Origin of the sequence: Pantoea sp. FN0305, from assembly GCF_050113845.1 — a bacterium.
Lineage (GTDB): Bacteria > Pseudomonadota > Gammaproteobacteria > Enterobacterales > Enterobacteriaceae > Mixta > Mixta alhagi.
This window is the reverse complement of the sequence record NZ_JBNJSN010000006.1, coordinates 284,779-297,215: the sequence shown is the minus strand read 5'-3', so window position 1 is coordinate 297,215 and position 12,437 is coordinate 284,779. Positions and strand designations below refer to the sequence as shown.

At 52.3% G+C, this 12,437-nt stretch carries 10 protein-coding genes and 1 pseudogene; 8 read left to right on the top strand and 3 right to left on the bottom strand.

What is annotated here, in order from left to right; translation table 11 throughout:
- Nucleotides 1-5 precede the first annotated feature (5 nt).
- The gene (locus tag ACQE3Y_RS14210) at nt 6-1,328 is read left to right on the top strand and encodes a maltoporin (protein WP_426981934.1); all 1,323 of its coding nucleotides are present in this window, start codon (nt 6-8) and stop codon (nt 1,326-1,328) included.
- A gap of 95 nt (nt 1,329-1,423) precedes the next feature.
- Nucleotides 1,424-2,374: a maltose operon protein MalM gene (gene malM, locus ACQE3Y_RS14205; protein WP_426973122.1), complete on the top strand. Its 951-nt coding sequence runs from the start codon at nt 1,424-1,426 to the stop codon at nt 2,372-2,374.
- 647 nt (nt 2,375-3,021) lie between these two features.
- Here malM and ACQE3Y_RS14200 read toward each other — a convergent pair.
- Nucleotides 3,022-4,025: pseudogene (locus ACQE3Y_RS14200) on the bottom strand (hypothetical protein).
- Between the two features lie 293 nt (nt 4,026-4,318).
- Here ACQE3Y_RS14200 and ubiC point away from each other — a divergent pair.
- Nucleotides 4,319-4,846, top strand: a complete 528-nt coding sequence (gene ubiC, locus ACQE3Y_RS14195; protein WP_250651063.1) for a chorismate lyase — start codon at nt 4,319-4,321, stop codon at nt 4,844-4,846.
- Nucleotide 4,847: 1 nt separating this feature from the next.
- Nucleotides 4,848-5,729, top strand: coding sequence for a 4-hydroxybenzoate octaprenyltransferase (gene ubiA, locus ACQE3Y_RS14190; protein WP_426973735.1), 882 nt, complete (start codon nt 4,848-4,850; stop codon nt 5,727-5,729).
- 75 nt (nt 5,730-5,804) lie between these two features.
- Here ubiA and plsB read toward each other — a convergent pair whose 3' ends face one another.
- Nucleotides 5,805-8,228, bottom strand: a complete 2,424-nt coding sequence (gene plsB / locus ACQE3Y_RS14185) for a glycerol-3-phosphate 1-O-acyltransferase PlsB (RefSeq protein WP_426981944.1) — start codon at nt 8,226-8,228, stop codon at nt 5,805-5,807.
- A gap of 128 nt (nt 8,229-8,356) precedes the next feature.
- Between plsB and ACQE3Y_RS14180 the strand changes: the two genes are divergently transcribed.
- The 4 genes from ACQE3Y_RS14180 to ACQE3Y_RS14165 all read left to right on the top strand — a co-directional run bounded on the left by ACQE3Y_RS14180 (nt 8,357) and on the right by ACQE3Y_RS14165 (nt 11,296).
- Nucleotides 8,357-8,725: a diacylglycerol kinase gene (locus ACQE3Y_RS14180; RefSeq protein WP_250651062.1), complete on the top strand. Its 369-nt coding sequence runs from the start codon at nt 8,357-8,359 to the stop codon at nt 8,723-8,725.
- A gap of 105 nt (nt 8,726-8,830) precedes the next feature.
- A complete protein-coding gene (gene lexA / locus ACQE3Y_RS14175) occupies nt 8,831-9,439 on the top strand; it encodes a transcriptional repressor LexA (RefSeq protein WP_085069641.1) in 609 nt (202 codons plus the stop codon).
- Nucleotides 9,440-9,540: 101 nt separating this feature from the next.
- Nucleotides 9,541-10,863, top strand: coding sequence for an MATE family efflux transporter DinF (gene dinF, locus ACQE3Y_RS14170; protein WP_426981933.1), 1,323 nt, complete (start codon nt 9,541-9,543; stop codon nt 10,861-10,863).
- 220 nt (nt 10,864-11,083) lie between these two features.
- Nucleotides 11,084-11,296 (top strand): CsbD family protein, encoded by a 213-nt coding sequence (locus tag ACQE3Y_RS14165; RefSeq protein WP_085069645.1) that lies wholly within the window; start codon nt 11,084-11,086, stop codon nt 11,294-11,296.
- Nucleotides 11,297-11,381: 85 nt separating this feature from the next.
- Here the strand turns inward: ACQE3Y_RS14165 and zur are convergent, their stop codons facing one another.
- On the bottom strand, nt 11,382-11,897 hold the full coding sequence (zur, locus tag ACQE3Y_RS14160; protein ID WP_250651060.1) for a zinc uptake transcriptional repressor Zur: 516 nt from the start codon (nt 11,895-11,897) through the stop codon (nt 11,382-11,384).
- Nucleotides 11,898-12,437: the final 540 nt, after the last annotated feature.

Below are 12,437 nucleotides of genomic sequence, written 5' to 3'. Positions count from 1 at the left end.
CAGCGATGTTAACGCGCTCTAAGTACCCTCTGGCCGTGGCAGTGGCCCTCGCAGTGGTAGCACCGCACGCCAGCGCGGTGGATTTCAAAGGTTATGCCCGTTCCGGCATCGGCTGGACCGGCAGCGGCGGTGAGCAGCAGTGCTTCCAGGCAACCGGCGCTAACTCTAAGTACCGTCTTGGCAACGAATGTGATACCTATGCGGAAATCCAGCTGGGCCAGGAAGTGTGGAAAGAGGGTGAGAAAAGCTTCTATGTCGATACTATGATCGGCTATGGCGTATCGCAGGAGAATGATGTTGAAACCACGAATCCTGCGGTACGTCAGATGAACGTAGTGGGTAAAAACCTGTTTGATGCGCTGCCGGGTGCCAATATCTGGGCCGGTAAGCGTTACTACAAGCGTCATGATGTCCATATGATCGACTTCTACTACTGGGACATCTCCGGTCCTGGCGGTGGTATTGAAGATATCGATCTCGGCTTCGGTAAGCTGTCGCTGGCTGCCACGCGTAACTCAGAGGCTGGCGGATCGGAAGCCTTTATCAATGGCAATACACGAAGCAAAAACCGTGCAAACGATATTTTTGACGTGCGTTTAGGCGGTATGGAAGTGAACCCTGGCGGTTCGCTGGAGCTGGGCTTTGACTACGGCAGCGCGAACGATACCGACGGCTATGATGCAGCAGACGAAGATGCTTCTGATAATGGCTGGATGGGAACTCTGGAACATACCCAGACCTTCTACGGCACCAGCCTGAATAAATTCGTTGTGCAGTACGCCACTGATGCGATGACGCAATATACGCCTAATGGTCGTCCGGGCACCTCAGCCAATAACAACGGCTCGATGATCCGCGTGATCGACCACGGCGCGATTGACTTCAACGATACCTGGAGCCTGATGTATGTGGGTATGTACCAGGACGTGGATCGCGATAACGATAACGGCACCACCTGGTACACCGTGGGCGTGCGCCCGATGTACAAATGGACGCCGATCATGAGCACCCTGCTGGAAGCAGGCTACGACAACGTGAAGTCCCAGCGCACCGGCGACCGCAACAGCCAGTACAAAATTACCCTGGCTCAGCAGTGGCAGGCAGGCAACAGCATTTGGTCACGTCCGGCGATTCGCGTATTCGCTACCTACGCCAAGTGGGATGAGAAATGGGGCTACGCTTCCTCTGAGACAAATAATCAGAACTACGTTGGCAACCTGCCGGGCACTACCGCTGGCGTTGCCTACAGCGATAACGCTGCGCATACCTTTAGCCGTGGCGACAATGATGAAGTTTCCTTCGGTATTCAGATGGAAGCCTGGTGGTAATAAGACAATCTGACAGGGCATAGTCCGCCCTGAGTCCTGCCTTAGCCCGCCTCCCTATTGCCTGAGAGAGGCGGGTTTCTCTTGAGGATAACAAAATGAAAAAACATCTACTCGCGCTCTGCCTGTTTCCGGCCCTGAGTTTTACCGTGCTGCCAGTTGTCGCCGCCAGCACCAGCCTTAATCCGCAGAATGTGGCTACCGCGCCGTCGATCGCCCCGGAAAAACTACAGCGCCTCTCCTGGCTGCCGTTGGCACCGCCGGTGGGTCAGGACATTGCGCTGAATACCGCCTCGGCCAGCCTGAATGAAGGCGATATCAGCGGGCCGGTTGCCGCCGTTGCGCTGCCCGCCGATCAGGGATCGCTGGAAGTCACACTGGCCAGCATCATGAAAGATCAACGTGTTTATGCGCCGAACGTACTGGTGCTGGATAGCCAGCTGCAGCCTGCGGCCTTTTTCCCCAGCAGCTATTTCACTTACCAGAAGCCAGGCATTGTTGCCACTAACCGGCTGGAAGGCACCATGAAGCTGACGCCGGTGCTGGGACAAAAACAGATTTACCTGTTGATCTACACCACCACGCGCGATCTGGCGCAAACCTCTACTATGATCAACCCGGCAAAACTTTATGCGGAAGGGGCAAGCAATGCCATTCCTGACGTGCCGGATCCGGTGGTACGGCACGTTAATACCGGTACGCTGTCGCTAAAAGTGAAAAGCGAGCAGAACAGCGGCAATATTATGATCGGCAAGCTGTTCGGCTCTGGTGAGTCGAAACCCGTGGTGGTGGGCAGTGCCAATGCCTCTACGGGATCGGCTCAGCCAAACATCAGTACGCCAAACTCGATGCCAACCGCCGCGCCTGCGCCAGCCGCCAAATCTGAGCCGATGCTGAACGATACCGAGAAATATTTTAACGATGGTATTCGCAAAGCCGCGAAAGCGGGTGATATCGATAAAGCGCTGAAGCTGATGAACGAGGCGGAACGTCTTGGCTCCACATCAGCACGCGCAACATTTATCAGTAGTGTGAAAGGCAAGGGATAACATCCCCATATTGCTGATCTTGCTGGATGATTGGTGCGCCGTTGGCGCACCCTTTTTCGGCGGTTCAAAACTTATCGCGGCGCGGCTCCTCTGCGAATAATCAACGTTATTATCTTACTTCTATCTACATCGGTTTTCGCAAAGCGTTAGGAAATCATGCCAGTGACAAAGTCCGCTTCTGGATTATACAGGTTCCATATGCTGCCGCTAAAATTGCCTGTGCTATTTTTTTCTTTCTATAAATTATTCAAATAAACATATTTTATTAATGCCATTACAAGCGTAAAAACTATACAAGCCAGAGTGAATAAAGTTACTCTGTAATAAGTTTTCATCCATCCCAAAAAGCTATCGGGAACCGTATCAAAAAAATTATAAACGTCACGGTTGTTGTAAAACATGAATAGAGGCTTCCTGTTTCTTTTAATGCATATAAAGTAGTAGACCAGTGTGAAAGACCCAAAGAACCCCATCAGTGAATGGAAATGATAAGGCACAGGGAATGTAAAACCTTTTTTATAGTAAATTTCAATGATTTTTTCGTATTTATTTCGGTTTGCACAATAGTAAAAAAACAAAAAGATAAGAGATAAGAAGCCTGCCCATATGCCCGCTATCCCCATGTAAGAAAATAAATTATTCACGCATTAACCCCTGAAAAAATAATCTATAATTGACTCGCCGGCAGTACCGGCGGCATATCCTCCAGCAACCGAACCGATAGCTGCACATGCCAGCCCTCCCGCTCCACCTGCGGGCGCTGTTATAATTCCAAGCCCAACACAGATGGTGCCTCCTGCAGTGGCCCCAATGGCACCGCCAGAGACACCTAATAAAGTACCTGCGGCAAATTTCGTATATTCTTTAAATGCACTTCTTCCGCATTCGTTTTCTCTTCCTGTCGAGCAGGCCTTCATCACATCGTTGGTGGTGCCCGCAAAAGAAAAACCGATGCCAATATATCCACCCAGCTTTAAGAATCTTGCAGCTTTGGCTGCATTACCGACATACGTTGAATATCCTGGGATACCTACCACGCCTGCCGTTGACCATTCATGAACAATTGCGCGACTGGAAAGATTTAACGCCTTGCGCATATCTTCATAGGGACTGAATTTTACGGTATGACGAGCCAGTGACTTAACCAGAGGTTTATTTACCAGCGTTTTTAGCTCATTTAGTAACTGGTTGCGTTCAGCAAAAAATTGCTGCCCAATGGGCGTACCCTGCGTTCGGTACTGGTTTTGATAGGTTTTTTCAATTTTTTTAACGTGCTTTCTATTGCCAGAAAGTACTTTTCTCCTGAGTCACCCGCCGTACTGAATATTTGATCTCCTGCTTTGGTTAGGCCGGCAATCATACCGTAATGCTTATGGAAAAAATCCGCTTCCTCTGCGCTGACGCTGGTAAAGGCTATATTTGTTTGCTGCTTTGCCTGCCTCAGCGTTTGCAGCATCTGTGTTGTTGCAGGTGTATCTGGATCGGCAACAATCAGCATCTGTCCGGGTTTTAGCCACTGCGTAACAGCGTTGAGATCCATAAAAAGGATTACTGCCGGAGAGCGGATATTCCGGAAAAGTTGCCGGGCCTGAAAATCCAGCGTACCGGGTTGTTCAACGACACAATATCCTGGCGCAACATTACGTTTCATGCCTCCATCCTCCGTTGATGTTATGTGGTTTTACCGCGCTAATAATAGGTATGCGGAAAGAATATAAAACAATATCCGGGTAATCATGGCTGGCGTTGCAGACATAGTATCGATTTTGCCATAAAGGCTCACGCCATTAACACCAGACCGGAAGCCAGGCTGAAAGGCACGCAACCCATGCGGTAAAGAGCAGATTGCCCGCTGATTTCCCATGCTATTTTTCTGCTGTGTGGCGTGTTACGCGTAAGGCTCTGCGCTACACTATGGCACCTGTTTTTTACCGGAGATGCCGAATGTCCGATAACGCGCTTTCCCTGCTGCGCGCCATTGCCTGGCTTCCCACCTCATCGCCTGCGCTGTCAGCACCGCTGCTCGACTGGCTGCTGGAAGAAGATTCGATGACGAAGCGCTTTGAACGCCACTGCGGGAAAGTTACCGTAGAGCCGCAGTTTGAAGGCTTCGTCACTGCTGATGATATCGCTGAGGAGCTGCCGTTTCTGCCGCTGGAGCCGCGCTACTGGCTGCGTGAAATCATCTTGTCGGGTGACGGTGTGCCCTGGCTGGCTGGCCGCACGGTGGTGCCGGAATCGACCCTGGACGGACCAGAAATGATGCTCAGCCAGCTGGGCACGCGTCCGCTGGGCCGCTATCTCTTCTCTTCCTCCACGCTAACGCGTGATTTTATCGATCCCGGTATCTCTGCTGCGCTGTGGGGGCGTCGCTCGCGTCTGCGTTTATCGGGCAAGCCGCTGTTATTAACCGAGCTGTTTTTGCCCGCTGCACCGCTTTATCAAAGCCTGTCTGGAGAACCAAGTGAGTAATATAGAAAAAGGGCTGACGCGCAATAAGCTGCAGGCTTACAGCCGACTGATGCGCATTGATAAACCGATTGGTTCGCTGCTGCTGCTGTGGCCGACATTATGGGCGCTGTGGCTGGCGGGCGAAGCCGTGCCGCCGCTGCAGGTGTTGATCGTGTTTGTGCTGGGCGTCTTTTTTATGCGAGCGGCGGGTTGCGTGGTGAATGATTTTGCCGATCGCAAAATTGATGGTCACGTAAAGCGTACTCAGACGAGGCCGCTGGCCAGCGGCATGGTCAGTGAGAAAGAGGCAAAAGTGCTGTTTGTAGCGCTGGCGCTGGTCTCTTTTGCGCTGGTACTGACGATGAACGCCATTACCATCTGGCTGTCGTTCGCCGGGCTGGCGCTGGCTTGGATCTATCCTTTTATGAAGCGTTATACCCATCTGCCGCAGGTGGTATTGGGTGCCGCCTTCGGCTGGGCCATCCCAATGGGCTGGGCGGCAGTCAGCGGCCACGTGCCGCTGAACGGCTGGTTACTGTTTTTCGCCAACATTTGCTGGACGGTGGCCTATGACACACAGTACGCCATGGTAGACAGGGATGATGATGTAAAAATTGGCGTAAAATCAACGGCTATTCTGTTTGGGCGTTTTGATAAGCTGATCATTGGCCTGTTGCAGCTGGCGACCCTGCTGTTGCTGATAATTGTTGGTCAGCGCATGGAGCTGGATGGTGCTTTTTACTGGTCGCTGCTGTTGGCCGCCGCGCTGTTTGCACATCAGCAGAAACTGATTGCCGAACGCCAGCGGGAGCGCTGTTTTCAGGCTTTTTTAAATAATAACTATGTGGGTCTGGTGATATTTATCGGCATTGCGCTGAATATGCCGCCGTTCAGCCAGTGGTAAATGATCAATTAAACAGAAGCGAATAAAAAAGCGGGCGCCACTGGCGCCCGCTCTGTTTTACGCTTTAGTCAGCCTTTAGCTGGGCGTAACGGCATTTTCAATCGTCTGACGTACGTCGCTGGTGATCAGCTCCGCCAGCATATGATAAGTGTTCTGCGTCTGCTCCAGCGCGGCATCGCCGGTATCGCTGATATAGCCTTCGTCGCGTAGCGTCAGCACCAGCGTTGAGAACACCGCCTTATCGAAAAACTCCGGCGCGTTGATGCCATGCAGCACCGACAAACGCTGCGCCAGCGTACGGCTCTCTTTCTCCAGTGAACCGCGGTTAATTGCCGGATTAGCGCTGAGGATAGAGAAGGTGATGGCGTAGCGCTGCAGCGTTTCACGCATACCTGCAGCCAGCAGCTGCAAGGTACGGAAACGCACCGCGTTCAGACGCATCACATCGTTTTCAATGATGATCAACTGCTGACGAGCCAGTTCGGCAACCAGCTGTTGCAGCAGCTGTGGCAGTTCTTCTTTATCCCAACGCAGGAACAGCTCGCTTTTCAACAACGGATAAAGCACCGAGACCTGACGCAGCAACTCGGCGGCGGAGATTTCACGATGCTGCTGCACAATCGCGGCAATCAGCGACGGCATCACCAGCATATGGTGCACATTATTGCGATAGTAGGTCATCAGCACTGCCTGTTCGCGCGGCAGGATAATGATATCGCCAATATTGTCTTTTTCCGTCTCGAACTTATTCATGTTCAGCGCATGTTCCAGCAGCGCTTCCGGCGTCATATCCGGCACGGTGGCATCCGGCGAATAGGGAACATGACGCAGCAGATTGAGGTAGCACTCCAGCTGCTCGATAAGCTGTTCACGGGTGAGCGAGCGCTGACGTGAGGCGAGCAGTGCGGTAACGCACAGGTTCATGGCATTGGCGGCGCTGGCGTTGTTAATACGCACCATAATCTGCTGGGCGATATCGTTTACCGCTGGCGTCAGCCATTGTGGACGCTGCGCGACAATGGGATCGATCGAATCACGCCACTCCGGCACCTGCTTGTTAAGATAATTGACCAGCGGCAGCGGCTCGCCAAAGTTGACATAACCCTGGCCCAGATTACGCAGCTTGCTCAGGCCGCGCAGCATTTGCATAAAGCCTTCTTTCTCTTTAGCCGCGCCGCGCAGTTCCTTAGCGTAAGTGCCTACTTCCATTACATGCTCATAGCCGATATACACCGGCACCACGGTAATAGGTCGGTTGCCGCCACGTAGCATTGCCTGAATCGTCATTGACAGCGTACCGGTTTTCGGATCGAGCAGACGTCCGGTGCGTGAGCGTCCACCTTCAACAAAATATTCAACCGAATAGCCGCGGCTGAACAGCTCGCCCAGATATTCGCGGAACACCGTGGAGTAGAGCTTGTTGCCCTTAAAGGTTCGACGAATAAAGAACGCGCCGAGACGACGGAAAATTGGCCCGGCCGGCCAGAAGTTAAGGTTGATGCCGGCAGCAATGTGCGGCGGCACCAGCCCCTGATGATAAAGCACGTAGGAGAGCAGCAAATAATCCATATGGCTGCGGTGGCAGGGCACATAAACCAGTCCGTGACCATCCAGCGCCAGCTGACGAATACGTTCGCCGCCGCTGACGTTGATGCCCTGGTAGATTTTGCTCCATGTCCAGCCAATCACGCGGTCGCTCAGACGGATCATTTCATAGGAAAAGTCAGCCGCGATCTCTTCCATCAGCTCGATGGCGTTCTGCTGCGCTTTCTCCTGCGAGATTTTTTTGCTGCGCGCTTCGTCCTCTACCGCTTTGGCAATGGCCTTCGACTGCAGCAGCTTATTAAACAGATCGTGGCGTACCGGCAGGCGCGGCCCAACGGCGGCCAGACGCTGACGGGCAAAATGAATGCGCGCCACGCGCGCCAGCTTCTGGGCAATGGTTTTATCGGTGCCGTGTTCTGTCGCCATACGACGCAGAGAAACCATCGGTGAGAAACGCACAAAGCTATCGCGTCCCAGCCACAGCACAGCAATAAATTTCTGTACGCCATTCAGCTCACGCAGGTGAGGGGTTTGCTCGCCCAGCACCTCACGTCCCGGCGCACGGCCAAACATCACCGAAACCGGTACCATCTGCACGTCGAGGTTCGGGTTATTGCGGTGCAAATCAAGATAGTCATGAAACAGTTTCACTGATTCCTGATTCGGCACAAAATAGGGGAACACGCGTGGGCCGTCATGAATAAAGACGTAACGCGGCAACAGCGCGCCGTCTATCTCCAGCGGATCAAGCGGATCGGGCAGATCGTGCAGGCGACACTGGGTGCGCAACGCAAGGAGATCGGCCTTTGAATCATAAGGCAGCACATACATAATGGGGCGCGACGTATCGATTCCCAGTTCTGCTACCGGCTCACCCGGAATTGCCTTACTCTTAACTAAAAATGTTAGTGGTAAATTCAGTAACTTATAATAAAGTTTACGCCAACCTGACATAGACAACATGAAGCCTCTTGTTAGCAAAGCGCCGCAAGCATACCAGAAAGCGCATTGAAGATCTGTGGTGTTGCAATTAGTGCTGCATCCTGACATTGACGTTAAACATTGCAAAGGGTTCCCTGAAGATGGCAAATAACGTAACGGGCCTTACCCGCATCATTAAGGCGGCCGGATATTCCTGGAAAGGCCTGCGGGCAGCCTGGCAGCATGAAGCGGCGTTTCGCCAGGAAACACTGTTGGCGCTGGCGGCGGTGCTCATCGCTTGCTGGCTTGATGTTGATGCCATCACGCGCGTTTTGCTGATTGGCTCTGTGTTTCTCATTATTATCGTCGAAATCCTTAACAGCGCTATCGAAGCGGTGGTGGACCGCATCGGCAGTGAGCTTCATCCGCTGTCCGGACGGGCTAAAGATATGGGCTCAGCGGCGGTACTGCTCAGCATCATACTGGCCCTTTTTGTTTGGGTAACCCTGCTGTGGTCATATATTCGATAGGGTTTCCATAATGGATAAAGAGTTGTTTTTTACACAGCTTTCGGTTTCCATTCCACCAATACCTGTATATACTCACAGCGACTGTATAAACAACCAGGGGGCGGGATGAAAACCTTAACGGCTCGGCAGCAACAGGTTTATGACCTGATTCGCGATCACATTAATCAGACAGGTATGCCGCCAACACGTGCGGAAATCGCCGCCCAGTTAGGCTTTCGCTCCCCTAACGCAGCAGAGGAACATCTCAAAGCGCTGGCGCGTAAAGGCGTGATTGAGATGGTGTCTGGCGCTTCGCGCGGTATCCGTCTGATGGCAGAAGAAGAAAATGGCCTGCCGCTGATTGGCCGCGTTGCCGCCGGCGAACCGCTGCTGGCGCAGGAGCATATCGAAAGCCGCTTCCAGGTTGACCCTAATCTGTTTAAGCCTCACGCAGACTTTCTGCTGCGTGTCAGCGGTATGTCGATGAAAGATATCGGTATCGTGGATGGCGATCTGCTGGCAGTGCATAAAACGCAGGATGTCCGTAACGGCCAGGTGGTCGTGGCGCGCATTGATGATGAAGTCACTGTGAAACGTCTGAAGCGTCAGGGCAATACTGTGCAGCTGCTGCCAGAAAACAATGATTTCCAGCCGATTGTGGTCGATCTGCAACAGCAGACGCTGACGATCGAAGGTCTGGCCGTTGGCGTTATTCGTAACGGCGACTGGCTGTAATGACTCAGTGGCGGCCTGCTGGCTGCCACTTACTTCCCCTGTAGTCCTGATTCCGGCGATAACCGCTGTGGCTTGTCGCCATATTTTTACTGCGGATTGCCATGCACTTCTTTTCTGCGACCGATAAACACCTCTGGCGGCTGGCGCTGCCGATGATCCTCTCAAACATTACCGTACCCCTGCTGGGCCTGGTGGATACCGCCGTTATTGGTCATCTCGACAGCCCCATTTATCTTGGCGGCGTTGCCGTAGGCACTACGGCTACCAGCTTTGTTTTTATGTTGCTGCTTTTCTTACGGATGAGTACCACCGGACTGACCGCACAGGCGTTTGGCGCCGGCGATAAGCAGGCACTGGCTCGCGCCCTGATACAACCCTTATTCATCGCCATTATCGCCGGAATAATATTTATCCTGCTGCGCGGGCCGCTAAGCGCTCTGGCGGCACAGCTGGTTGGCGGCAGTCCGGCGGTGCTGGAGCAGGCGCAGCGCTTTATTCATATTCGCTGGCTCAGCGCCCCTGCAACGCTGGCAAACCTGGTCATACTTGGCTGGCTGCTTGGCGTCCAGTATGCGCGCGCGCCTGTTATTCTGCTGATTGTCGGCAATCTGGTTAATATTTTGCTGGATTTGTGGTTTGTTATCGGCCTTGGCTGGGGCGTGACCGGAGCGGCGGCGGCTACCGCAATTGCAGAAGCGATAACGCTGTTGGTGGGGCTGGGCTTGGTATGGCATGTGCTGCGCCTGCGTCAGATCACCTTTGTGCACCTAAAAAATGCACTGAAAGGCGATGTGCGTCGGTTACTGCGGCTGAACCGCGACATTATGCTGCGTTCGCTATTGCTGCAGCTGTGCTTTGCCTCGGTGACGATTCTGGGTGCGCGCATGGGCAGCGAGGTAGTGGCGGTCAATGCGGTGCTGCTGATGTTTCTCTCCTTTACCGCCTACGCGCTGGATGGCTTTGCCTATGCGGTTGAGGCAGTTTCAGGCGAGGCTTTTGGCGCACGCGATAGCGCTAAGTTACGTCAGGTATGGATTGCAGCCTGTCGTCAGGCGGGGCTGGTAGCGCTGTTATTTGCCGTGGGATATGCCCTTTGGGGCAGGGACATTGTTTCGCTGCTCACCTCTCTGCCACAGCTGCAGGCGCTGGCGGATCGCTATTTACCGTGGCAAATGCTGTTACCCGTTGTGGGCGTCTGGTGCTATCTGCTGGATGGCATGTTTATTGGCGCAACGCGCGGGCGAGAAATGCGCAACAGCATGGCGCTGGCGGCATTGGGGTTTGGTCTGACGCTGTTAACCGTTCCGCAACTGGGCAATCATGGTCTCTGGCTGGCTCTCACGGTTTTCTTACTGCTACGTGGGTTAACGCTGGGGTGGGTATGGCATCGTTACCAGCGACGGGGAGACTGGTTCACCCTTTGAAACATTTCTTACGGTTACGCTTATTAACTGAATTCGCTGGCTTTTCAGCATAATTGATGGCTTTTAAAGCATTTTTAAAGCGCATGTTCCGCTGTTTAACAGCAAAATCGTGAGGTTCTACTATTATTAAAAGTGTCAAACACAGGGAATCAGCGTTTTTACCGAAGATAATTTCGCTGATAGCTAAAAGCTGTTAACACCCAAGGTAGAGGACAAAACGATGAACAGAGACGAAGCCGGCGGTAACTGGAAACAGTTTAAAGGTAAAATGAAGGAAAAATGGGGCAAGCTGACCGATGATGACATGACCGTCATTGAAGGTAAACGCGATCAGCTGGTCGGTAAAATTCAGGAACGCTACGGCTATGCAAAAGACGAAGCGGAAAAAGAAGTAAGCGATTGGGAAACCAATAACCGCGACCATCGCTGGTAAGCGCTTTTTTCAGGATGATGCTCCCACCCGCAGGCACATGGAATGTGCCACCCATTCTACTTTCCCGCCATCAGTTTGTACCGCGTTATCGCCCGCGTTTTTTCTCGGTTACGCTGTGATCGTGCGTACAGTTTTCCGGATGCTGACAGTTTTCCACATCTTTACAGCCAGCGCACAGCCCGTGAGCTTCAATCACGCTATTACGTAATGAAAAGCCGCTCTGCTGAGAGAGCAACTGGAGAACGGTTTCCACTCCCTGCGCATGTTGTTCGCTGACGGTACCGCAGCGGTCGCAAATCAACATCGCTGAAGTATGTCGCGGTTCCTCAAAATGATGACAAACCACGTAGCTGTTATTGGATTCAACGCGGTGAATAAACCCCTGCTCCAGTAAAAAGTCGAGCGCACGATAAATAGTAGGCGGTTTGGCCTGTGGCTCAGAGGCACGTAGCAGATCGAGCAGGTCATAGGCGCTGATAGCTGTGTTTTGTTCAGCCATCAGACGCAACACCTCCAGACGCTGCGGCGTCAGGCGCACGTTGCGTTGCAGACAAATTTTTTCAGCCTGCGACAGAATCTGTTGTGAAGGTGTTACGCTCATAATCTTTCTCCGGGCGATTGAAATGTTATTTTATCACACGGGTGTTAACAGACAAAATGATTGCCTAATCGACAACAACGTCATTTATCGGCTGCTTACCAGGCAAAGGTTAGCTGGATAAAGGGCTATCCTTTTAGGTCGGTATAATGAGGCCGCCGCTTAAAACTTGCTTTAGCCCACTTTATTCTTTCTTTAGCTGTAAACAGATAGCTACCTTTCTGATTTAGCGTTTGAAAAGCATCTAAAAGCGCCAAAAAAATCATAAACCTCCGCTGCATCAGGCTAACAACAGCCTGATAATCCTGCCGACTGCATTAGCTTTTTTGGTTGCATCTAAAAAATCGCCGTTTCCAGTTTGCAGTAGAAAAAAGATCCAGCTAATGTTCAGTCAGGCTTAATAACTGCAGAAAAGCTAAACTGCTAACAATTCTAAAAGACACGTTAAGCCACCGATTGCTTAAAAAAGCAGCAATCCTCTGATAAGCCGGGGAAAAAGGCCTGAGTTCAGGTTAATAAAACAGGCAATTACTGGTCATCATT

Bases quoted from the DNA above. Each gene is read 5' to 3' on its own strand.
- ACQE3Y_RS14210 (WP_426981934.1), top strand. From the start codon at position 6: ATGTTAACGCGCTCTAAGTACCCTCTGGCCGTGGCAGTGGCCCTCGCA.
- zur (WP_250651060.1), bottom strand. From the start codon at position 11,897: ATGAGCGTAACACCTTCACAACAGATTCTGTCGCAGGCTGAAAAAATT.
- ACQE3Y_RS14165 (WP_085069645.1), top strand. From the start codon at position 11,084: ATGAACAGAGACGAAGCCGGCGGTAACTGGAAACAGTTTAAAGGTAAA.
- plsB (WP_426981944.1), bottom strand. From the start codon at position 8,228: ATGTCAGGTTGGCGTAAACTTTATTATAAGTTACTGAATTTACCACTA.
- malM (WP_426973122.1), top strand. From the start codon at position 1,424: ATGAAAAAACATCTACTCGCGCTCTGCCTGTTTCCGGCCCTGAGTTTT.
- ACQE3Y_RS14180 (WP_250651062.1), top strand. From the start codon at position 8,357: ATGGCAAATAACGTAACGGGCCTTACCCGCATCATTAAGGCGGCCGGA.
- lexA (WP_085069641.1), top strand. From the start codon at position 8,831: ATGAAAACCTTAACGGCTCGGCAGCAACAGGTTTATGACCTGATTCGC.
- ubiC (WP_250651063.1), top strand. From the start codon at position 4,319: ATGTCCGATAACGCGCTTTCCCTGCTGCGCGCCATTGCCTGGCTTCCC.
- dinF (WP_426981933.1), top strand. From the start codon at position 9,541: ATGCACTTCTTTTCTGCGACCGATAAACACCTCTGGCGGCTGGCGCTG.